This window comes from Comamonas sp. w2-DMI, assembly GCF_040187735.1.
GTDB classification, from domain to species: Bacteria; Pseudomonadota; Gammaproteobacteria; order Burkholderiales; family Burkholderiaceae_C; genus Comamonas; species Comamonas terrae.
Genome location: NZ_JBANEL010000025.1, coordinates 1 through 20,351, shown reverse-complemented (window position 1 = coordinate 20,351; position 20,351 = coordinate 1). Strand labels below are relative to the sequence as shown.

Annotated in this window: 18 protein-coding genes, 1 tRNA gene and 1 riboswitch; of the genes, 10 read left to right on the top strand and 9 right to left on the bottom strand. The window is 66.8% G+C overall.

Annotated features, from left to right (window positions below; all coding sequences use genetic code 11):
- Positions 1-118 precede the first annotated feature (118 nt).
- Complete coding sequence (locus V8Z74_RS21170; RefSeq protein ID WP_349711050.1) at positions 119-1,018, top strand: DNA ligase; 900 nt, start codon at positions 119-121, stop codon at positions 1,016-1,018.
- Positions 1,019-1,089: 71 nt separating this feature from the next.
- Here the strand turns inward: V8Z74_RS21170 and V8Z74_RS21165 are convergent, their stop codons facing one another.
- Positions 1,090-1,818, bottom strand: coding sequence for an IclR family transcriptional regulator (locus tag V8Z74_RS21165; protein WP_349711049.1), 729 nt, complete (start codon positions 1,816-1,818; stop codon positions 1,090-1,092).
- A 123-nt stretch (positions 1,819-1,941) separates the two neighbouring features.
- On the opposite strand from V8Z74_RS21165, the gene V8Z74_RS21160 reads away from it, so the two are divergent.
- The 3 genes from V8Z74_RS21160 to V8Z74_RS21150 all read left to right on the top strand — a co-directional run bounded on the left by V8Z74_RS21160 (position 1,942) and on the right by V8Z74_RS21150 (position 5,385).
- Positions 1,942-2,883 carry a hydroxymethylglutaryl-CoA lyase gene (locus V8Z74_RS21160; RefSeq protein ID WP_349711048.1) on the top strand — a complete coding sequence of 314 codons (942 nt, stop codon included), beginning with the start codon at positions 1,942-1,944 and terminating at the stop codon, positions 2,881-2,883.
- 93 nt (positions 2,884-2,976) lie between these two features.
- Positions 2,977-4,200: a CaiB/BaiF CoA transferase family protein gene (locus V8Z74_RS21155; protein WP_066470349.1), complete on the top strand. Its 1,224-nt coding sequence runs from the start codon at positions 2,977-2,979 to the stop codon at positions 4,198-4,200.
- 156 nt (positions 4,201-4,356) lie between these two features.
- A complete protein-coding gene (locus V8Z74_RS21150; protein WP_349711047.1) occupies positions 4,357-5,385 on the top strand; it encodes a Bug family tripartite tricarboxylate transporter substrate binding protein in 1,029 nt (342 codons plus the stop codon).
- Between the two features lie 96 nt (positions 5,386-5,481).
- On the opposite strand, the gene V8Z74_RS21145 is transcribed toward V8Z74_RS21150, so the two are convergent.
- Positions 5,482-5,928 carry a VanZ family protein gene (locus V8Z74_RS21145; RefSeq protein ID WP_349711045.1) on the bottom strand — a complete coding sequence of 149 codons (447 nt, stop codon included), beginning with the start codon at positions 5,926-5,928 and terminating at the stop codon, positions 5,482-5,484.
- A 78-nt stretch (positions 5,929-6,006) separates the two neighbouring features.
- The gene (locus V8Z74_RS21140; protein ID WP_349711044.1) at positions 6,007-8,613 is read right to left on the bottom strand and encodes an Orn/Lys/Arg family decarboxylase; all 2,607 of its coding nucleotides are present in this window, start codon (positions 8,611-8,613) and stop codon (positions 6,007-6,009) included.
- A gap of 140 nt (positions 8,614-8,753) precedes the next feature.
- On the opposite strand from V8Z74_RS21140, the gene V8Z74_RS21135 reads away from it, so the two are divergent.
- The 3 genes from V8Z74_RS21135 to V8Z74_RS21125 all read left to right on the top strand — a co-directional run bounded on the left by V8Z74_RS21135 (position 8,754) and on the right by V8Z74_RS21125 (position 10,380).
- The gene (locus tag V8Z74_RS21135) at positions 8,754-9,179 is read left to right on the top strand and encodes an NfeD family protein (protein ID WP_066470353.1); all 426 of its coding nucleotides are present in this window, start codon (positions 8,754-8,756) and stop codon (positions 9,177-9,179) included.
- Between the two features lie 102 nt (positions 9,180-9,281).
- Complete coding sequence (locus tag V8Z74_RS21130; RefSeq protein WP_066470361.1) at positions 9,282-10,199, top strand: SPFH domain-containing protein; 918 nt, start codon at positions 9,282-9,284, stop codon at positions 10,197-10,199.
- Positions 10,200-10,289: 90 nt separating this feature from the next.
- A tRNA-Ser gene (locus V8Z74_RS21125) sits at positions 10,290-10,380 on the top strand.
- Between the two features lie 106 nt (positions 10,381-10,486).
- Here V8Z74_RS21125 and V8Z74_RS21120 read toward each other — a convergent pair.
- The 3 genes from V8Z74_RS21120 to V8Z74_RS21110 form a co-directional block, all read right to left on the bottom strand.
- On the bottom strand, positions 10,487-11,833 hold the full coding sequence (locus tag V8Z74_RS21120) for an erythromycin esterase family protein (protein WP_349711043.1): 1,347 nt from the start codon (positions 11,831-11,833) through the stop codon (positions 10,487-10,489).
- The gene (locus tag V8Z74_RS21115) at positions 11,811-12,500 is read right to left on the bottom strand and encodes a phosphoribosyltransferase (protein ID WP_349711042.1); all 690 of its coding nucleotides are present in this window, start codon (positions 12,498-12,500) and stop codon (positions 11,811-11,813) included. Before V8Z74_RS21115 ends, V8Z74_RS21120 begins: the two co-directional genes overlap by 23 nt.
- A gap of 332 nt (positions 12,501-12,832) precedes the next feature.
- Positions 12,833-13,990, bottom strand: a complete 1,158-nt coding sequence (locus tag V8Z74_RS21110) for an FAD-dependent monooxygenase (RefSeq protein ID WP_349711041.1) — start codon at positions 13,988-13,990, stop codon at positions 12,833-12,835.
- Positions 13,991-14,131: 141 nt separating this feature from the next.
- On the opposite strand from V8Z74_RS21110, the gene V8Z74_RS21105 reads away from it, so the two are divergent.
- Both V8Z74_RS21105 and V8Z74_RS21100 read left to right on the top strand, forming a co-directional pair.
- Entirely contained in the window at positions 14,132-15,100 is a 969-nt protein-coding gene (locus V8Z74_RS21105; RefSeq protein ID WP_349711039.1) for an AraC family transcriptional regulator, read from the top strand.
- Between the two features lie 192 nt (positions 15,101-15,292).
- Complete coding sequence (locus V8Z74_RS21100) at positions 15,293-16,267, top strand: Bug family tripartite tricarboxylate transporter substrate binding protein (RefSeq protein ID WP_349711038.1); 975 nt, start codon at positions 15,293-15,295, stop codon at positions 16,265-16,267.
- A gap of 27 nt (positions 16,268-16,294) precedes the next feature.
- On the opposite strand, the gene V8Z74_RS21095 is transcribed toward V8Z74_RS21100, so the two are convergent.
- Positions 16,295-17,074 (bottom strand): ABC transporter ATP-binding protein, encoded by a 780-nt coding sequence (locus V8Z74_RS21095; RefSeq protein ID WP_349711037.1) that lies wholly within the window; start codon positions 17,072-17,074, stop codon positions 16,295-16,297.
- Positions 17,071-18,156: a FecCD family ABC transporter permease gene (locus V8Z74_RS21090; RefSeq protein WP_502879587.1), complete on the bottom strand. Its 1,086-nt coding sequence runs from the start codon at positions 18,154-18,156 to the stop codon at positions 17,071-17,073. The genes V8Z74_RS21095 and V8Z74_RS21090 overlap by 4 nt, the downstream gene beginning before the upstream one ends.
- A gap of 277 nt (positions 18,157-18,433) precedes the next feature.
- A riboswitch (cobalamin riboswitch) is annotated at positions 18,434-18,671 on the bottom strand.
- 143 nt (positions 18,672-18,814) lie between these two features.
- Between V8Z74_RS21090 and V8Z74_RS21085 the strand changes: the two genes are divergently transcribed.
- The gene (locus tag V8Z74_RS21085; protein ID WP_349711036.1) at positions 18,815-19,723 is read left to right on the top strand and encodes an ABC transporter substrate-binding protein; all 909 of its coding nucleotides are present in this window, start codon (positions 18,815-18,817) and stop codon (positions 19,721-19,723) included.
- A 48-nt stretch (positions 19,724-19,771) separates the two neighbouring features.
- Here V8Z74_RS21085 and V8Z74_RS21080 read toward each other — a convergent pair whose 3' ends face one another.
- The gene (locus V8Z74_RS21080; RefSeq protein ID WP_349711035.1) at positions 19,772-20,062 is read right to left on the bottom strand and encodes a vWA domain-containing protein; all 291 of its coding nucleotides are present in this window, start codon (positions 20,060-20,062) and stop codon (positions 19,772-19,774) included.
- Positions 20,063-20,351 lie beyond the last annotated feature (289 nt).

Genomic DNA, 20,351 nt, shown 5'->3' with positions numbered 1-20,351 from the left:
TCTCGCCGCATCCCAAGCCCTGCAACTGCGGGGCTTTTGCTTTTCGGGAAAGACCTGCATCGACAAACCCCAAGGCCCTGCCTAGCATGCGACGCATCACTCACCCCGGAGGGAAGGCATGCATTACCGCCACCTGCTGCACACCATGCTTGCCGCAACGCTGCTCGCCTGCGGTCTGGTTCTGCCCCCCGGCCTTCAAGCGCGGGATGCCGCACCGGTATCGCCCGCGCTGATGCTGGCCCATGTCTGGCGCCAGGGTCTGCCGCTGCAGGACTACTGGGTCAGCGAGAAATACGACGGCGTGCGCGGCTACTGGGATGGGCAGCGGCTCATCAGCCGCGGCGGCAACCCGATTGCCGCGCCCGCCTGGTTCACCGCCGGGTGGCCCGCCACCCCCATGGACGGCGAGCTCTGGGCCGGGCGCGGCCAGTTCGCCCATGCCCAGGCCACGACGGCACAGGCAGCACCCGACGATGCGGCCTGGCGCCGCTTGCGGTTCATGGTGTTCGACCTGCCCGCCGCCCCGGGCAGCTTCGACCAGCGTCTGCCCATGCTGCAGGCCACGGTCAAGACCATCGACCGCCCCTGGGTGCAGGCCGTGGCGCAGCGCAAGCTGGCCGGCGAAGCCGAGCTGCAGGCCTGGCTCGGCCAGGTGGTGCGCGGAGGCGGCGAAGGCCTGATGCTGCACAAGGGCAGCGCCATCTACCGCAGCGGGCGCAGCGACGACCTGCTCAAGCTCAAGCCCTTCGACGATGCCGAGGCCCGGGTGGTCGGCTACAGGAATGGCAAGGGCCAATGGGAAGGCATGACCGGTGCCCTGGTGGTACAGACACCCGAGGGCCAGCAGTTTGCGCTCGGCGCGGGCCTCACGGCCGCCCTGCGCAGAAACCCGCCGCCGCTGGGCAGCTGGGTCACCTACCGCTACCAGGGCCTGCACGAGAAAAGCGGGCTGCCCCGCTTTGCACGCTTTCTGCGGGTCAGGCAGGAGCTGGACTACCTGCCGGCTGCCGTCCAATGATCACCTTTTGATAGCTGCTTGCGCTTTGCTGGAAAGCGTTCGGGCCGCTTTGGAGCCCAAAGCCACCACGATCAAGGCAGTTGTGCGCCCAGCGCACGCGCGGCTTCCAGCACATTCCTTATGTAGCGCTCGTCATAGCGATGCGCCGGCATGGTCAGCGTCAGAGCGGCCGCCAGCGCGCCGTCCTTGCGGAACACCGGCGCCGATATGCCGGCGATCTCGCTGTGCCGGTCGCCCACCAGCGCCTCGTAGCCGTTGGCGCGCACGCGGGCATAGTGCGCCCTGTCCTTCTTCACCCAGTCGCCCAGCTCGGGATCGAAGGCCACCAGCACCCGCCCGCCCGCCCCCTTGCCCAGCGGCAGCAGGTCGCCCACGCGCGCGTGGTCGCGCACCGGGTGCGGCGAGTCCACGCGGTACAGGCACAGCCTGTCCCTGCCCTGGCGCACATGATAGGCCGCGCTCTCGCCCGTGGCCTGCACCAGGGCGCGCAGCGCGGGCATGACCAGCTTGTCCAGCGAAAAGCTCTGCGCATAGACCGCATGCAGCCGCGCCACGGCAGGCCCCACGGCATAACAGCCGTCGTCCTGACGCACCACCCAGCCGCCATGCTCCAGCGAGGCCAGCAGCCGCAGCACCGTGCTTTTGTAGAGCCGGGTGCGCTCGGCCAGCTCGGCCAGGCCCAGCGCCACATCGCCATCGCGGAAGGCGGCAAGCACGCTCAGGGCCCGGTCCACGGCAGCCACGCCGCCAGGCGCTGCATTTTCGTCGGCCACCGACTCGGTCGCGGATTTGCGCGGCATAGGAACTCCTCGCCTGCGTCTTGACAAGACAGCAAGTCGCAAGCAGTATTTCAATAGAAAGAATTTAGTTCTATCTATTAGAACACTTTATTCAAGCCAATCCAAGCCCCAGGCGCCGCCCCCATGTCATACAAACCCCGTTTCGACGTTCTCATCAGCGAAGTCGGCCCGCGCGACGGCCTGCAGTCCGTGGCTTCCACCATGGCCACCGGTCACAAGCTCGCCTGGATCGATGCGCTGGCCGCCTCCGGCCTGCAGGAGATCGAGGTGGGCTCCTTTGTCTCGCCCAGGCTGCTGCCGCAGATGGCCGATGCCGACCGGGTCGTCGCCCATGCCATCCAGCACCCCGGCCTCACCGTCATGGCGCTGGTGCCCAATCTCAAGGGCGCCGAAGCTGCCATGCGTGCCGGCACGCACAAGATCACGCTGCCCGTGTCGGCCAGCCCAGCGCACTCCATGGCCAATGTGCGCAAGACACCCCAGCAGATGGTCGACGAGGTGCGCGCCATCGCCCGGCTGCGCGACGAGATCGCGCCTCGGGTGCATATCGAGGCCGGCATCTCCACGGCCTTCGGCTGCACCCTGCAGGGCCTGGTGCCCGAGGACGAGGTGATTGCCCTGGCCGTGGCCTGCGTGGCCGCGGGGGCCGACGAGTCGGGCCTGTCGGACACCACGGGCATGGCCAATCCTGCCCAGGTCAAGCGCCTGTTCACGCGCCTGCGCGCCGAGCTGGGCGAGCGGGCCGGCGCCGCCCATATGCACAACACGCGCGGCCTGGGCCTGGCCAATTGCCTGGCCGCCTACGAGGCCGGGGTGCGCACCTTCGATGCCTCGCAGGCGGGGCTGGGCGGCTGCCCCTATGCGCCAGGCGCCTCCGGCAACGTGGTGACCGAAGACCTGGTCTTCATGTTCGAGGCCATGGGCATACGCACCGGCGTAGATCTGGAGCGCCTCATCGCCGCGCGCCAGGCGCTGGCCGCCGGCCTGCCCGGCGAGGAGCTTTACGGCATGCTGCCGCCGGCCGGCCTGCCCAAGGGCTTCGAGCCCCGCAAATACGCCGCGTAGGCAGCCAGCCTGGCCCGGGCCGCCGTCTTCCCAGGGCAGCTCCGCCAGACCGCAGCCACGCATACAAAAAATTACCTTTTTCCTTTTCTTTTCATGAGCGATTCCACCCTCTCCGGCCTTCCCTCCGCCAGCCCGGCCAGCCTGCCGTATTCGGGCATCCGCGTGGTCGAGTTCACCCACATGGTCATGGGCCCGAGCTGCGGCCTGATGCTGGCCGACCTGGGCGCCGAAGTCATCAAGGTCGAGCCCGTGGGCCACGGCCGCAATGGCGACGCCACGCGCAAGCTGCTGGGCTCGGGTGCGGGTTTTTTCCCGCTGTTCAACCGCAACAAGAAAAGCCTCACGCTGGACCTGCAGACGCCCGAAGGCAAGCAAGCCGCGCTGCGCCTGATCGCCTCGGCCGACGTGGTGACCGAGAACTTCAAGCCCGGCACCATGCAAAAGCTGGGCCTGGACTATGAAAGCCTCAGGGAGCGCTTTCCGCGCCTCATCTATGTCAGCCACAAGGGATTCCTGCCCGGCCCCTACGAGCACCGCACCGCGCTCGATGAAGTGGTGCAGATGATGGGCGGCCTGGCCTACATGACGGGCCGCCCGGGCGACCCCTTGCGCGCCGGCACCAGCGTCAACGACATCATGGGCGGCATGTTCGGCGCCATGGGCGCCATGGCGGCCCTGGCCCAGCGCGAGAAAACCGGCAGAGGCCAGGAGGTGCAGAGCGCGCTGTTCGAGAACAACGTCTTCCTGATCGCCCAGCACATGATGCAGTACGCCGTCACCGGCAAGCCTGCGGCGCCCATGCCGGCGCGCATTTCGGCCTGGGCGATCTACGACGTGTTCGAGGTCCAGGGCGGCGAGCAGATTTTCCTGGCCGTGGTCAGCGACGGCGCCTGGCGCGTCTTCTGCGATGCCTTCGGCCTGGGCGAGTGGCGCGACGATCCGCGCCTGGCCACCAACAACGACCGCGTGCAGGCCCGCAGCTGGCTCATGCCGCTGCTGCGCGAAAAAATGGCCGGCTACAGCGCCTCCCATATCGCCAAGGTTTTCGAGGAACAAGGCCTGCCGTTCGCGCCCATCGCGCGCCCCCACGACCTGCTCGAGGACGAGCACCTGAACGCCACGGGTGCGCTGGCCCCCATCGAGCTGCCCGACGGCCGCGCCAGCAAGACCGTGCTGCTGCCGCTCACGCTGGACGGCAGGCACCTTGAAGTGCGCCTGTCGCCGCCCAAGCTGGGCGAGCACAGCCTGGAGATCCTGACCGCGCTGGGCTACACGCCTGCGCAGGCCCAGGCGTTGGCCCAGGGCCAGCCACTTTGAACCGGCAGGCTGCCCTGCCCCACCGGTGCAGGCAGCCATACCGACCGCAGCACTGACCACCGCCGGCGCTGCCGAACCCGCCCCGCCACAAGGCGCATGCGCGCGCCCCGGGGATTGCTTTGCCCGGCCTTTGCCGGGATTCCAGGAGACAAGACCATGATGAACACGCATTCCATCCAGCCCCTTCAAGCACCCGCAGCCAGCCGCCCGGGCCGCAGAGCCTTTGCCGCCGGCGCGCTGCTGGCCCTGGCGTTTGCCGCCGGCCATGCCGTGGCCCAGCCCGGCGAGTGGCCGGCCAAGGCCATACGCATGGTCGTGCCCTACACGCCGGGTGGCGGCACGGATGTCGTCACCCGCCTGATCAGCGAGCGCGTGGCCAACCTCAACCGCTGGGTGATCGTGGTGGACAACAAGCCGGGCGCGGGCGGCAACATCGGCCTGGATGCCGTGGCCAAGTCCGCGGCCGACGGCTATACCTTCGGCATGGGCCAGACGGCCAATCTGGCCATCAATCCGGCACTGCTGCCCAGCATGCCGTTCAATCCCAGGACCGACCTGCTCCCCGTGGCGCTGGTGGCCTCGCAGCCCATGGTGCTGGTCGTCCCCGCAGATTCGCCGTGGAAGTCGCTGCAGGATCTGATCCAGGCCGCCAAGGCCCAGCCCGGCGGCATCCGCCAGGCTCTGGCTTCCACAGGCACCGTAGGCCACCTGGCCGGAGAAATGCTGTCCTTCAAGGCCGGAATCCAGGTGCTCAACGTGCCCTACAAGGGCGCTTCGCCGGCCGTCACCGACCTGCTGGGCAGGCAGACGCACTACATGTTCGGCACGCCCCAGGCCGTGTATCCGCTGATCAAGGGCCAGCGCCTGCGCGCGCTGGCGGTGACTTCGGCCCAGCGCCTGCCCATACTGCCCCAGGTGCCCACGGTGGCCGAATCCGGCTTTCCGGGCTTCGAGGCCGTGGACTGGAAGCTGATCGTCGCGCCAAGGAACACGGCCGCGGGCATTGCACAGAAGATGAATGCCGCCGTGAACCAGGCGCTGCAAGATCCCGGCGTGCTCAAGCAGCTTCAGTCCGAGGGCAGCACGCCCATGGGCGGCAGCCTGCAGCAAGCCCAGGCCTATCTGCAAAAGGAACAGGCCGGCTGGGCCACGCTGATCCGGGACGCGAAGATCACGCTGGAATGATGCTATCGTATTGAAAGCAGCCGGCGCTTGCCTTCGCATGCTTTCAAGCCGATCACATCGAGAAACCAGGCCAGGCAAGCGCCCGCCGCTATCTTTTTATTTAGCAGGCTGGCGCGATGCCAGCAGTTGCCACAGCAGCGCAGCCAGGCCCGCACCCGTGGCATTGGCCAGCGCATCCAGCCATTCGGCGCCGCGCGTGGCAGTGAACATGGCCTGCAGGATCTCGATCAATCCGCCATAGGCCGCACTCAACAGCACCACGCTTGCGGCATGTGCCGCAGACCATGCCCGGCCCCGGCTGCGCGCGCGCAGCGACCCGGTCCACCACAGCAGCGTGGCCAGAACACCATGCAGGCCCGCATGCACCAGCTTGTCCGTGCAGCCAAGGCCTTGCAAAAACAGGAACAGCCGCAGCACAAGGCCGCCGCTGGCGCCCGTTTCATTGAGGCAACCCCACAGCACGAACAGCGCCCATGCCAGGCTGCAGGCGGCCCCGACTCGCCAGAGACGCGATTGGGCAGCGGCCGGGACAATGGAATTCATGGCTTGATTGCGTCAAAAAAAGCCCGGCATGCCGGGCTTTGTTCCAGTTGCATCCATGTCGGCGGTGCAACTGCTGCCTCACAGCGTGCGGCCGAACGGGCCGCTGTCGCCGACCTGCACCGGCTTCTTGCCCTTCCTGGGCGGCTTGGCGGCCGTGCCGGCCACGCGCACGTCCATGTCGGCGGGCGTTGCGGCCTGGCCCTTTGCCTTGGACACGGCCTTGCTCGCCTGTTTGGCCGGGGCCTTGGCGGCGGCTTTCGCAGCCGTCTTGGCACCGGCCTTCACGGCGGGCTTGGCCGCCGTCCGGGCCACAGCCCTGGCGGTTCCAGTCTTGCGGGTTGCAGGAGCCTTCTTCGCAGGCACGGACTTGGCAGGCGCGGATTCGACCACGCAGTCGGCGTAGTAGCGGATCTCCCCATGCTCGTCCTCCAGCTCCACCAGGCCGTGGATGTCGGTCTCGAAGCCCGGACACTCCTTGGCGAATTCGCGCGCGAACACCAGGTAGTCCACGATCTTCTTGTTGAAGACCTCGCCGGGAATCAGCAGCGGGATGCCGGGCGGATAAGGCGTGACCAGGCCCACGGTGGTGCGGCCCACCAGGTGGTCGATCTCCACGCGCTCGGTCTTGCGCTGCGCGATGTGGGCGTAGGCGTCCGATGGCTTCATCGCGGGCTGCAGGTCCGACAGATACATCTCCGTCGTCAGGCGCGCGATGTCGTACTTGGCATACAGCTCGTGCACGTGCTGGCACAGGTCCTTCAGGCCCATGCGCTCGTAGCGGCGGTGCTGCTGCACGAACTCGGGCAGGATGCGCGCCAGCGGCTGGTTGCGGTCGTAGTCGTCCTTGAACTGCTGCAGCGCCGTCAGCATGGTGTTCCAGCGGCCCTTGGTGATGCCGATGGTGAACATGATGAAGAACGAGTACAGGCCCGTCTTCTCGACCACCACGCCGTGCTCGGCCAGATACTTGGTGACGATGGAGGCGGGAATGCCGGTGTCTGCAAAGTCGCCGTCCAGGTCCAGGCCGGGCGTGACGATGGTGGACTTGATCGGATCCAGCATGTTGAAGCCATCGGCCAGATTGCCGAAGCCGTGCCAGTTGTCGAACTGCTTGCCATTCTTGGCCCTGCCCTTGCGCTGGGGGGCCGCGTCATGGCCGCGGATGATCCAGTCCTGGGCCGTGCCCACGCCCTCTTCGGCCAGGGCTTCGGGTCCCCAGACCTCGAACCACCAGTCGTCGTCGCCGAACTCGTCTTCCACCTTGCGCATGGCGCGGCGAAAGTCCAGGGCCTCGAGGATGGACTCCTCCACCAGGGCCGTACCGCCGGGCGGCTCCATCATGGCCGCGGCCACGTCGCAGCTGGCGATGATGCTGTACTGGGGACTGGTCGAGGTGTGCATCAGGTACGCCTCGTTGAACAGGTGGTGGTCCAGCTTCTCGGTCTGGCTGTCCTGCACCAGCACATGCGAGGCCTGGCTGATGCCGGCCAGCAGCTTGTGGATGGACTGGGTCGCATACACCACCGAATGCTTGGGGCGCGCGCGCTTCTTGCCCATGGCGTGATAGCTGCCATAGAAAGGATGGAAGGCCGCATGCGGCAGCCAGGCCTCGTCGAAGTGCAGGTTGGCCACATAGCCGTCCACCATCTGCTTGATGGTCTCGGTGTTGTAGAGCACGCCGTCGTAGGTGGACTGCGTCAGCGTCAGCACGCGCGGCTTGACGGACCTGGCGTCCACGCCCTTGAGCAGCGGGTTCGCGGCGATCTTGGCCTGGATGGATTCGACGCTGAACTCGCTTTGCGGGATCGGGCCGATGATGCCGAAGTGGTTGCGCGTGGGCTTGAGGAACACCGGAATCGCACCCGTCATGATGATGGAGTGCAGGATGGACTTGTGGCAGTTGCGGTCCACCACCACCACGTCGCCGGGAGCCACCGTGTGGTGCCAGACGATCTTGTTCGAGGTCGAGGTGCCGTTGGTCACGAAGTAGCAGTGGTCGGCATTGAAAATGCGCGCGGCATTGCGCTCGGACTCGCCGATGGCGCCATTGTGGTCCAGCAGCTGGCCCAGTTCCTCCACGGCATTGCAGACGTCGGCGCGCAGCATGTTCTCGCCATAGAACTGGTGGTACATCTGGCCCACGGGGCTCTTGAGGAACGCCACGCCGCCCGAGTGTCCCGGGCAGTGCCAGGAATACGAGCCGTCTTCGGCATAGTCCAGCAGCGCCTTGAAGAACGGCGGCTGCACGCTCTCCAGATAGCTCTTGGCTTCGCGGATGATGTGCTTGGCCACGAACTCCGGCGTGTCCTCGAACATGTGGATGAAGCCATGCAGCTCGCGCAGGATGTCGTTGGGCAAGTGCCGGCTGGTCTTGGTCTCGCCGTAGATGTAGATCGGTACCTCTTCGTTCTTTCGGCGCACCTCGCCGATGAAGTTTCGCAGACTGTGGATGATGGGGTCCTTGTCGCCGCCCAGCGTGAACTCCTCGTCGTCGATCGACAGGATGAAGGCACTGGCCCGGCTTTGCTGCTGCGCGAACTGCGACAGGTCGCCATAACTGGTCACGCCCAGGACCTCGAACCCTTCCTGCTCGATGGCCTGCGCCAAGGCACGGATGCCCAGTCCCGAGGTGTTCTCGGAACGATAGTCCTCGTCTATGATGACGATGGGAAAGCGAAATTTCATGGACAGCCTCCGTACCAATCGGGCCTAAAAAACGAAACAGCCGCGAAGTGTAAGGAATATCCTTATTGCGGCTTTGAAACAGGTCGTTTTTTAACCCAGAATGTGGTGCTCTGAACACAGGCCGAAAAAGGAGACTTGGCATGGAATACTCCACCATCTGGTGGTTGATCGCCGGGGTGCTCGTCATTGCAGAATTGCTGACCGGCACCTTCTACCTGCTCATGATGGCCCTGGGTGCCGTTGCCGGCGCCGCAAGCGCGCATCTCGGCATGAGCAATCACACCCAGATCATCGTGGCCGCCGTGCTGGCCGCGGGAGCCGTGCTGGTCTGCTATCTGGTCCGCAAGCGCCGCCCTGCCCGCCTGCCCGCCACCGGCAACCGCGATGTGAACATGGACGTGGGCGAGACCGTCATGGTCGAGCACTGGAATCCTGACGGCACGGCCCAGGTCCGTTACCGCGGCGCCACCTGGACCGTCATCGGCCGCCCGGGCGGGCTGCCCGCTTCCGGCATGCACCGCGTCGCCGAAGTCATCGGCAACCGGCTGCTGGTCGACAAGATATGACGCCGCCGCGCGCTGCCGCGGGCTTGCGCCCGCGCAGGCAGCCGCATCCGATCCACCTTCACCACTTGTTATGAGCCAACGCCCTGCGGGGCAGGAGAGACCATGGAAATTGCCATTGCCATCATCGTTATCGCCATCATCTTTGTGGCCCGCTCGGTCAAGGTCGTCCCGCAGCAGCATGCATGGATCAAGGAGCGCCTGGGCAAATATGCCGGCACGCTGACCCCCGGCCTCAACTTCCTGGTGCCGTTCGTGGACCGCATCGCCTACAAGCACAGCCTCAAGGAAATCCCGCTGGATGTACCCAGCCAGGTCTGCATCACTCGCGACAACACCCAGCTGACCGTGGACGGCATTCTGTATTTCCAGGTGACCGACCCCATGCGCGCCAGCTACGGCTCGTCCAACTACATCATGGCGGTGACGCAGCTGGCCCAGACCTCGCTGCGCAGCGTGATCGGCAAGCTCGAACTCGACAAGACCTTCGAGGAGCGCGACATGATCAACGCCCAGGTGGTCTCCGCAATCGACGAAGCCGCGCTCAACTGGGGCGTGAAAGTGCTGCGCTATGAAATCAAGGACCTGACGCCTCCCTCGGAAATCCTGCGCGCCATGCAGGCCCAGATCACGGCCGAGCGCGAAAAGCGTGCGCTGATCGCCGCCTCCGAAGGCCGCCGCCAGGAGCAGATCAATATTGCCACGGGCGAGCGCGAGGCTTTCATCGCCCGTTCCGAAGGCGAAAAGCAGGCGGCCATCAACAAGGCGCAGGGCGAGGCGGCCTCCATCACCGCCGTGGCCGATGCCACGGCCCAGGCGCTCGAACGCATTGCGGCTGCCATCCGCCAGCCCGGCGGCGAACAGGCCGTGCAGCTCAAGGTGGCGGAAAGTGCCGTGGATGCCTACAGCAAGGTCGCGGCCGATGCCACGACCACGCTGGTCGTGCCCAGCAACATGACCGAGGTGACCAGTCTCATCACCTCGGCCATGAAGATGGTCCAGGTGGGCAAGGGCAACGCTTGAACACGCCATCGCGCCCGACCGCGGCAAATTAGCTGCGGCTTTTTCATTTAGTCCATGAAATTTCTGGTTAGAATAGCAGCTTCAGCGCACGGAGAGGTGGATGAGCGGTTTAAGTCGCACGCCTGGAAAGCGTGTGTGGGTTAATAGCCCACCGCGGGTTCGAATCCCGCCCTCTCCGCCAGAAATTCGAAAAGGCCTTGGAATCCAAGGCCTTTTTCGTTTTGGCATTTCAGCGTCGGAAATGCTTCCTGGATTTGCCGAATGCCAGCCATGGCTTTTCATGACGCCTACTTTCCGGATGGATAGGTCTCGGGAGCCTCCCGTTCGGTGCGCCAGTGCGTGCCCGGCTCCAACGGCTGCACCGCACAGGTGTGGTCGATGTGGATCAATGCATCGAACTGGTCGGGCAGCCGGGCGTGGAAGTAGTGACTGTGGCGTTCGGTCTCGGGCCGGTAGATCACGCCGATGGCCCGCTCCAGCCGGGGCTCGCGCAAGCCCTGTAGATGTGGCCCCGTACGCAGTGGCAAGACAAAACGCTCCATGCCGGTGGCATGCATGAGATGCTCGTAGCTATCCTGGCGCGCAGGCTGCACCGCCATGCGCCGTGTCGGTCCATCCCAGTCCGAAGCGGCCGTCACGCTGCCTCCATGGGTGCTCCAGCCGACCAGGAACGCGTCGCTGCCATGCCGCTCGCGCATCAGCTGGCCGAGGTTGAGTTCGCCGCGCCGCTCGCCCATCTCCGTGGCCCGTGCGTCGCCCAGGTGGGAGTTGTGCGCCCACACCACGATCTTCGGCTGCTCGCCATGCCTGCCAAGATGCCTTTCCAGTGCCTGCAGGGTTTGTGCCATGTGCGCGTCGCGCAGGTTCCAGGACGACACATCGCTCATGTACATCGAACGATAGTAGGCCTCGGCATTGCCAACCAGCCGGGCGTTCTGCTCGGCATCGAATGCATCCTCGGCATCGACCTCGCCGGCACGGGCTGCCTCGTCTATGCGCCGACGCAGATCGAGTAGATTGGCCACGACCTGCTCCGCGCAGCCTGGCATGCCGCGCACCCCGGTCAGCAAGCCGTAGAGCTGGCTGTCCTCGCCGAACTGGTCGAAGCAGGCATAGCGCTCGCGCGCCAGAGCTGCCAGTTCCGGATGCTCGGCTTCCAGATACCTGAGCACCTCCCCCATGGAACTGTGCAGGCTGTACAGGTCCAGGCCATAGAAGCCCTCACGCAGGGAAGATGGCAGGCTCCGGTTGTGTTCGTGCAGCCAGCCGACGAAGTCCACCACATCGGCATTGCGCCACATCCAGGTGGGAAAGCGCCTGAAGCCCCGCAATGCCGCCTCGACCGAGGCATCCTGCCCCCGCCCGCGCACGAAGCGGTTGATGCGGTGCGCATCGGGCCAGTCCCCTTCGACCGCCACGGCGTGGAAGCCCTTGCGCGCGATCAACGCCTGCGTGATGCGGGCACGGCCCGCATAGAACTCGTGCGTGCCATGCGAGGCTTCGCCCAGCAGCACGAAATGCGCGTCGCCGATCAGATCGAGCACCGCCTGGCAATCGCCCTCATGCTCCAGCGGCAGCGCTGCCGAGCGCACCGCGTCCACCAATGCCTGTTCATTCCTGTCGCTGTCCATCATCGAAATCTCCTGGTACGTGTCCAGCCAATGCGGAACGCGCTTCGGCCAGGCACTGGCGGACTTCATCGTCGATGGTCTGCTCGAAATGGCCGTACCACTGGCCTACGGCGCGAAACGGCTCGGGCGTGTTGGCGCAGATGACCGTATCGGCGTCGGCACGCAAGGCCGCGCATGCCCGCCGCGTGGCCACCGGCACCGCAACCACGATGCGTGCGGCCCGCTTCAGGCGCAACGCCTTGACCGCTGCCAGCATGGCGGAGCCGGTGGCCAGGCCGTCGTCGACCACGATCACGGTGCGGCCGCAAACAACCCGCGGCGGCTGCCGGTCTCGGTAAAGCCGCTCGCGCCGTTCGAGTTCCTGCTGCTCGGCGCGTGCCACCACCTCGATCGCCGCATCCGGGATGCGCAGCTGGCGCACTAGGTCTGCGTTGAGCACCCGGATGCCGCCGCTGGCCAGCGCTCCCATGGCGTACTCCGCGTGACCCGGCACGCCGAGCTTGCGCGCCACGATCACGTCCAGCGGGGCATGCAAGGCACGGGCAACCTCGAGGGCCACCGGCACGCCGCCGCGCGGCAGCGCCAGAACCAGCAGGTCCTGCCGGTCGACAAAGGCCATCAAAGCCTGGGCGAGCTCCTGCCCGGCATGTCTTCGGTCGCGAAACACCATGCTCGGCTCCTTCCTGCTGCATGCAGCAGTCCGTCCACGTCCGATGCCGTCGAACGAGTGGCCAGGTATGGCGGCTGCGGCAATTGGCGTTCCCGCAAACCATGCTCCCGAATCACTGCTCAGGCAAGCCTGTCTTGGCTACTTTGACCACTGTCTCCAGGTCTTTGCCTCGCTTGCTGCAAGCCCTGCCGCAAGGGCTGCAGCGGCACGGATGGTGCCCACCACGCTGGAACGCAGAGAGCCGCGTGGAGGCCGCCGGGGCAGGATCCTCAGCCCCGGAGGGACTACCGGCAAAAATGGCGGCCCTATGCAGCCGCTCAGAAAGAGCAGGCTCAGGATTCGGCCGTCAAGGCCACCTTCCAGGCGTCATAGCCATAGACCCAGTCGGCATTGCCTCCGGCACGCAGCCAGTTGTTGCCCCGCGAGCCGACCTGGATCTGGCTGGTGCGCTGCTTGCGCATGGCCTCGTAGTTCTGCAAGGCTTGCGGCACGCCGTCGGCACCTGGCGCGGCATCGAGATTGCGGGCCAGCACCACCGCATCCTCGATCGCCATGCCGGCCCCCTGGGCCATGAAGGGCATCATGGGGTGGCTGGCATCGCCCAGCAGCGATACCCGGCCTTGCGACCAGCGCGGCAGCGGATCGCGCTCGTACAAAGCCGTCTTGAGCACGCTGTCGCATGCATCGAGCAAGGCCCGTGCATGGGGATGGAAGCCCGCATAGAAGCCGCGCAACTCGGCCACGCTGCCTTCGGTGGTCCAGGACTCCTCGTGCCAGGACTCCTGCGCCGTGGTTGCAAAGATGAAGGTATCGCGGCCCTGGTTGAGCGGAAAGGTCACGATCTGGCTGTCCGCAGTCGGCCCCCACCACTTGGTGAAGGCACCGATATCGGGAACATCGCGCACGCGCTCGGTGGGCACCACGGTGCGAAATGCCACCACGCCGGTAAAGCGCGGGCTTTCCGCGCCGAACAAGGCCGTGCGCACCACCGAGTGGATCCCGTCCGCCCCGATCAGCGCGTCCAGCCCGTCGGCCCGCGTGCCGTCGGCAAATTCAACGGAAACACCGGTGTCGGCTTGGGCAATCCGGGTTACACGCCTGGCGAACTTGACCTGCCCGGAGGGAAAGGCATCGGCCAGCGCCGCCAGCAGATCGGCGCGGTGGATAGTGAGCTGGGGTGCACCATATTGGCGCTCGGCCTCATCGCCCATGGTCAGGCGCGAAGTTTCCTCCCCGCTGTCCCAGGTGCGGCTGATGCGGTGCGTGGGGCGGGCAGCCGAAGCCCGTACCGCGGCCGGGATGCCTCCGCCCAGTCCATCCAGGGCGCGTACGGCATTGGGCGTCAGGTTGATGTCCGCACCCACGCGCAGGTATTGCCGGCTCTGCTCGAACACCGTCACCTCGTGCCCGCTGCGGTGCAGCGCATTGGCTGCAGCTAGGCCGCCGATGCCGCCTCCCACAATGCCTATTTTCAATCGTGTCTTGGCCATGCTCGCTCCTTGATATGGGTATGGATTGCTCTGGCCGGCTGCGCAGGCAGTCCGGCCCGGTGCCCGCCAGTGTCGGCAAAGCTGATCTCCACGTGAAGCGCAAAGCATCCATAAAATGGCACAAATCGTCCCGGATCCCCCATGAAGCAAAGCAGCGACCATTTGAGCGACGTGCTGGCCATCTGCCGGGCCGAACGAGCGGTGACGGCCAGCTTTTCATTGCGTGCACCCTGGGCTCTGGCGTCCGAAGGCGTGCCCGGGGCGATGGTCCGGATTGCCCAGGGGCAGCCCTACTGGCTGCAGGTGCAGGGCCAGGCGCCGCTGCAGGTCATGCCCGGCGATCTGGTGCTGCTGCCGCTGGGCAGCCCGCACGTGATCGCATCCGACCTGGCGCTGGCTCCGGTTCCGTTCGCCCGCATGATCGAACGCTTTGCGCAAGGTCCCAAGGATGAGAATCCGCTGACCTTCGAGCACGGCGGCAGCGGGCCTGCGACCCGCATCGACTCGGTACTGCTGTGGATATCGGCCCACGGCCGGCACACCATACTGAATCTGCTGCCGCCGCTGCTGCACATACCCGCCGCGCAGGCCGCCCCGCCGGCCATGCTGGGCAGCATGCTGCAGGCGCTGATAGAAGACTCGCTGGCGCGACGTGCGGGCTGGCGTCTCGCGGCAGCCCGCATGGGCGAACTGGTCCTGGTCCATGTGCTCAGCAACCATTTCGCCACGCAGCAGCACGGGCAGGGCTGGGTGCGCGGCCTGGCCGATGTGCAGATTGCCAGGGCCATGGCTGCCATTCATGGCCGCCCCCGCCATGAATGGAGCCTGCAGGCCCTGGCGCGGGAAGCCGCCATGTCGCGCTCGCGGTTTGCCGAGAAATTCAAGACGCTGGTGGGCGAATCGCCCATGGCCTACCTGCTGCAGCAGCGCATGGCGCATGCCGCACAGCAGCTCGAATCGGGCCTGCCGCTGGCGCAGGTCGCCGAGGATTGCGGCTACGAATCGGAGCGCGTGTTTGCCCGCGCCTTCAAGCGCTGGTGCGGCCTGCCGCCACGCGCCTACCAGCGCAGCACCCGGGCGCTCAGAGAGGAATTCGCCGCGCTGAGATGAAGCCCCCCGCCGCCGGGCCGCCCATTAGGCAAGACTACGTAGGTATTGGCCGCCTGCCGCCCTGCGCGCCTGGCGATTAACTTGCTCGGCTCGCAGGCGTGGCAGAAACGCCATGCCACTGCCCGGCCCTGCTTCAGGCAACGCTTCGGGCAACGATTTCCCTCGCTTCCACAGAATCCACAAGGAGACTTCATGCACCGCCGCCAGATTCTTGCTTCCCTTGCCGCGCTGGGTGCGTTCGCCGGCATGGCAAGCGCTTATGCCGAAACGGGCTTTCCGCAAAAACCCATCACCTTCGTCGTCCCCTACCTGGCCGGCGGCACGACCGATCTGGTGGCCCGTGTCGTGGGCGAGCACATGGCCCGCACGCTGGGCCAGCCCGTGGTGATCGAGAACCGGCCCGGCGCCGGCGGCAACATCGGCATGGATGCCGTGGCCAAGGCCAGGCCCGACGGCTACACCATAGGCTTCGGAGCCATCTCCACCAATGCACTCAACCCGCATATCTACCAATCGATGGCCTTCGATCCGCGCAAGGACTTCACTGCCATTTCCATGCTGGGCTACTCGACCATCGTGCTGGAGGTCGGCAGGAATTTCCCCGCCGGCAACGTGCAGGAGTTCATCGCCTACATCAAGGCCCATCCGGGCCAGCAGTACGGTACGGCCGGTGCCGGCACCAGCATGCATCTGGCCGGCGTGATGTTTGCCCAGATGGCAGGGCTGGACATGACGCATGTTCCCTACAAGGGCAGCGTACCGGGAATCACCGACATGCTGGGCGGCCATCTGCCCGCCATGTTCGACAATCTGCCGGCCTCGCTGCCGCATATCCAGGCAGGCAAGCTCAAGGCCCTGGCAGTGGCCGGCAGCGAGCGCAGCCCCTCGCTGCCCAATGTGCCGACCATCGCGGAAAGCGGCCTCAAGGGCTATGCGGTCGATCCTTGGTTCGGCGTCTACGGACCGGCCAAGGTGGACCCTGCCATCGTCGCCAGGCTCAATGCGGCCATCAACCGGGCACTGAGCGATCCGGCCGTCAAGGACAAGCTGGTGCAGGCCGGCTTCACGCCCAAGGGCTCCACGGCGCAGGATTTCGAGGCGTTGACGCAGTCCGAATACAGGCGGCTGGGCGATGCGGCACGCACGGCCCAGATGCAGGTCAACTGAGGGACCCGTCCCGCCTGCGGCACGTGTTCACAGCAGTTCGTCGGGCAGGAACTCGATCAGAGGCTTGCCGGTGCGTGGACTGGGCTGCACCAGGGCGCGCACGCCATAGACCTCGGCAATGGTGTCAGGCGTCAGCACCTGCGCCGGCGTGCCCCGGGCCACCAGGGCACCCTCCTTGAGCAGGTACAGCCGGTCGCAGTAGTGCGCGGCCAGCGGCAGCTCATGCAATGCGGCCAGCGTGGTCAGGCCCAGGCCGCGGATCAGGTTCAACAGCTCGAACTGGTGGCGCACGTCCAGATGGTTGGTGGGCTCGTCCAGCACCAGCAGCGGGGCTTGCTGGGCCAGGGCACGGGCCATGAGCACACGCTGTTTTTCCCCGCCCGACAGAGTGGAGAACAGGCGTTCGGCCAGCGCCAGGGCGTTCATGCGCCGCAGCGCCTGGTCCACGAGATGCAGGTCCTGCTCGCTGTCGCGCGCAAACGGCGACTGGTGCGGTATGCGGCCCATGAGCACCACGTCGCGCACGCGCATCTCGAATTCGCAGCCGTTTTCCTGCGCCAGCACCGCCATGGCCCGGGCATTGTCGCGCGCACCGGCCTGCCACACGTCGCGGCCGTCCACGCTCACCTGGCCGCTGACGGGGCGCAGCACCCGGTAGACCATGCGCAGCAATGTAGATTTGCCGCTGCCGTTGGGTCCCAGCAGCCCCACGAACTCCCCCGGGGCCACATGCAGGCTGACATCGCGCACGATATGCGCGGCGGCCGCCTGCCAGCACAGCCGCTGCGTGTGCAGTTCCACGGTCATGCGGGCCGCCTTTCACCGCCGCCCTGGCGGCACAGCATCCAGACGAAGAAAGGGCCGCCCAGCAGCGAGGTGATGACGCCCACTGGAACCTCCGCCGGCGCAAAGGCGATGCGCGACAGCACATCCACCCAGACCAGGAAGATCGCTCCGACCAGCGCCGCCACGGGCAGCACGCGGCGGTGCTCGGAGCCCACCAGCATGCGCGCCGCATGCGGCACCATCAGGCCGACAAAGCCTATGGGACCGCACACCGCCACCAAGGTGCCGGTCACCAGCGAAACCAGCAGGAACAGCCGGCGCCGCGTGCGTGTGGTGTCCACGCCCAGCGTGGCCGCGCTTTCCTCGCCGGCCAGCAATGCATTGAGCGCGCGCGCCTGGCCCAGCAGCAAGGCAATGCCGGCCAGCAGCAGAGCGGCAGGCAGGCCCAGTGCATCCCAGCGGGCGCCGGCCAGGCTGCCCAGCGTCCAGTTCAGCACGGAGCCGGCCAGTTCGCGCTGGCCGGCAGTGAGCACGATGAGGCTGGTCAGCCCGCCCAGGCAGTAGGCGATGGCCACGCCGCCCAGGATCAGCCGCGAAGCCAGAATCCGCCCGCTTGCGTGGGCCAGCAGGTAGACGGCCACACAGGCTGCCAGTGCGCCGCCGAAGGCACCCAGCGGCAGGGCCAGCTCGCCCGCAAAGGCCAGGGCACCAAAGGCCAGCACCGTGACGGCGCCGACCGAAGCGCCCGAGGAAACGCCCAGCAGATACGGATCGGCCAGCGGATTGCGCACCATGGCCTGCATGGCCACGCCGACCAGCGCCAGCCCCGCCCCGGCCAGTGCAGCCAGCAGCACGCGCGGCAGGCGTATGCGCCAGACGATCTGGTACTGCGCCGGGCTCCAGTCCCCTGCAGCGAGATCGAGCCCCAGCCGCCAGCCCAGCTCATGCAGCGCGATCTGCCATGCCTTGCAAGGTTCCACATGCGCAGGCCCCAGCGTGATGGACAGCGCCAACGACAGCAGCAGCAAGGCCAGCAGTGCCGCCAGCCAGCCGGCAAGCCGGCGGCGCTGCTGCCGGAATGCGGACATCGCGCCGGAGGTCATGGCATTCGCCCCCCCCGCGCAGCCGGATCCCCGCGCCGGGCATCCAACACGGCTGCCGCTGCCGTCCGCAGGGACCATGGTCCTTGGCATGGCAAGGGGTATGGCAGAAAGATGAAGCAATTCAAGATGGCCCATGGAGTCGGCCGCCTGCCTGCGGCTGGCGGACTCATGCTGCAGCACCGGGCACCGCCAGGGTCCCGCCGCCAAGCCTGCTGCCGCCACGCTGCGCCCCGCAGACGGTCGTTGCAATGCCGCAGGGCATGCTCTTATGCACATGCCACGCGGCGCCCAACAGGCCGGTATCCGGGCTGGCAGATGGCTGGGAGCCGCCGCTTCGCCTTCCCGATGCCATCGCGCGCCCGCCGGGCCACGTGGGACATCAGTGGCCGGCCCTTGCGTTGCAAGGCGCCCTGAAGCGGCTTTCTCTGCTTACCGTTGCGGGGGCAGCCAGGGCTTTGCACCCTGTTCCCGTTGAACCCGGGCATCGCCCGGGCACCTGTTGCATGCATGCCGAAACAGCGGCCCGTCCTGGACAAAGCCGCCGGCGTTCTGCAATGCGCCGCACAGTATAGGGCAGCAAGCCAGGCCGCCCGGCGGCTGCCGTCCCGACTTGCTGACATAGAATCCGGCCCTTCTCTCCTGAGCTTGCGGCTGCGACATGAGCGACTACCTCAAGGCCTTGGCACTGACCTCGGCCATTTCCCTGCTGGCGCAGCCCGTTCAAGCCGCCGCGCAGGGGGCCATTGAGCTGGTCGATGCCCGCCAGAAAGCCATCGCCCTGGCAGGGCCGGCACGCCGCATCGTTTCCCTGCAGCCGTCTTTTACCGAAGCCATCTGCGCGCTGGGCGGCTGCGATGCGCTGGTGGGCGTGGACCGGTATTCGACCTGGCCGCAGCAGGCCGCCGCCATCCCCAAGGTGGGCAGCTTGAGAGACCCCGATATCGAGCGCATCGTGGCGCTGCGCCCCGACGTGGTGCTGGCACGCCCCAACCACAAGGTGGACGAACGGCTGGAAAGCCTGGGCATCCCGGTGCTGACGCTCAATGCCCAGACCTATGACGACATGGCGCAGGAACTGGAGACCCTGGCCATGCTGCTGGGCCGGCCGGGCCGGGGCACCAGGCTGTGGCAGCAGACCCGCGACCGGATCGATGCGCTGCGACGCCAGGTGCCGCGCCAGTGGCAGGGCCGAAAGGTCTATTTCGAACTGCACAGCGGCATGGCCGCAGCGGGCGAGGCATCGTTCATCGGGCAGACCCTGCAAGGCCTGGGCCTGGTCAATATTGCGGGGCGGGATCTGCCCATGTATCCCAGGCTCAGCCCCGAGTACGTGGTGCGCGCCAATCCGGACGTGATCATCACCATGGCCGACATGCCGGTGCCGCCTCCCGCACGCCAGGGCTGGAGCCGCCTGCCGGCCCTGAAAGGCAATCGCTACTGCCGTATTCCCAATGCCGATTTCGAGGTGATGGTACGGCCCGGCCCGCGCATCGACGAGGCGGCCCGACAGATACTGCTATGCCTGCAGCAATTGCCGCCGCCCGGGACAGAATCATCAAAAAGATAGCTGCCTTCGCTTGTTACACCTGGGCTGCAGCCATATTTGGCCTGAAATTCACCAGGGCAGCCTCAGCCGCACGGCACAGCTCCAGGCATCCGCCAGGCGACCGGCGCCGCCAAAGGGCCGGCCGCCATGGGCAGCAGGCTCGCAATCGACCAGCACATGGGCCAGCGGGGGGGCACGCTCCCGCACCAGGGCCAGGACATCGGGGCTGCGGAAATCGCTGAGCACCCAGAGTTGGGGCTGCATCTCGGGCCACCGGGCCAGCATCTGCCATGCTGCCTGGAAGGCCTGGGCCAGGGGCGTGCCGCCCCCCCCCGGGCAGCGGGTCGATCCATTCCGCATTCCAGCGCGGCGCCCGGCGCGGCGGCAGCCGCCATTGCACCTGGCCCGCGCCGAAGCACAGCAGCGCCACGGGCATGCGCTGCAGATAGGCCCGGCACAGCCATTGCAGCAGCAACCCCTTGGCGCGAGCGAAGGCGCCGCTGTCCAACATCGAGGCCGAGCAGTCGAGCGCAAACACCTGCAGCCCCTGGGGCTGGCCCAGGCCCTGGCGCCAGCGCAGGTGCCCGGCCGCCAGCGGCTGGCCGCGGCGCGCGCGCAGCGTGGCGGGCCAGTCGAGCACGGCTCCCGG

Excerpts from the sequence above, each read along its gene's own strand:
- V8Z74_RS21150 (WP_349711047.1), top strand. The coding sequence starts at position 4,357 with ATGATGAACACGCATTCCATCCAGCCCCTTCAAGCACCCGCAGCCAGC.
- V8Z74_RS21105 (WP_349711039.1), top strand. The coding sequence starts at position 14,132 with ATGAAGCAAAGCAGCGACCATTTGAGCGACGTGCTGGCCATCTGCCGG.
- V8Z74_RS21145 (WP_349711045.1), bottom strand. The coding sequence starts at position 5,928 with ATGAATTCCATTGTCCCGGCCGCTGCCCAATCGCGTCTCTGGCGAGTC.
- V8Z74_RS21160 (WP_349711048.1), top strand. The coding sequence starts at position 1,942 with ATGTCATACAAACCCCGTTTCGACGTTCTCATCAGCGAAGTCGGCCCG.
- V8Z74_RS21085 (WP_349711036.1), top strand. The coding sequence starts at position 18,815 with ATGAGCGACTACCTCAAGGCCTTGGCACTGACCTCGGCCATTTCCCTG.
- V8Z74_RS21130 (WP_066470361.1), top strand. The coding sequence starts at position 9,282 with ATGGAAATTGCCATTGCCATCATCGTTATCGCCATCATCTTTGTGGCC.
- V8Z74_RS21120 (WP_349711043.1), bottom strand. The coding sequence starts at position 11,833 with ATGATGGACAGCGACAGGAATGAACAGGCATTGGTGGACGCGGTGCGC.
- V8Z74_RS21135 (WP_066470353.1), top strand. The coding sequence starts at position 8,754 with ATGGAATACTCCACCATCTGGTGGTTGATCGCCGGGGTGCTCGTCATT.
- V8Z74_RS21155 (WP_066470349.1), top strand. The coding sequence starts at position 2,977 with ATGAGCGATTCCACCCTCTCCGGCCTTCCCTCCGCCAGCCCGGCCAGC.
- V8Z74_RS21090 (WP_502879587.1), bottom strand. The coding sequence starts at position 18,156 with ATGACCTCCGGCGCGATGTCCGCATTCCGGCAGCAGCGCCGCCGGCTT.
- V8Z74_RS21165 (WP_349711049.1), bottom strand. The coding sequence starts at position 1,818 with ATGCCGCGCAAATCCGCGACCGAGTCGGTGGCCGACGAAAATGCAGCG.
- V8Z74_RS21140 (WP_349711044.1), bottom strand. The coding sequence starts at position 8,613 with ATGAAATTTCGCTTTCCCATCGTCATCATAGACGAGGACTATCGTTCC.
- V8Z74_RS21115 (WP_349711042.1), bottom strand. The coding sequence starts at position 12,500 with ATGGTGTTTCGCGACCGAAGACATGCCGGGCAGGAGCTCGCCCAGGCT.
- V8Z74_RS21080 (WP_349711035.1), bottom strand. The coding sequence starts at position 20,062 with ATGCGGAATGGATCGACCCGCTGCCCGGGGGGGGGCGGCACGCCCCTG.
- V8Z74_RS21095 (WP_349711037.1), bottom strand. The coding sequence starts at position 17,074 with ATGACCGTGGAACTGCACACGCAGCGGCTGTGCTGGCAGGCGGCCGCC.
- V8Z74_RS21100 (WP_349711038.1), top strand. The coding sequence starts at position 15,293 with ATGCACCGCCGCCAGATTCTTGCTTCCCTTGCCGCGCTGGGTGCGTTC.
- V8Z74_RS21170 (WP_349711050.1), top strand. The coding sequence starts at position 119 with ATGCATTACCGCCACCTGCTGCACACCATGCTTGCCGCAACGCTGCTC.
- V8Z74_RS21110 (WP_349711041.1), bottom strand. The coding sequence starts at position 13,990 with ATGGCCAAGACACGATTGAAAATAGGCATTGTGGGAGGCGGCATCGGC.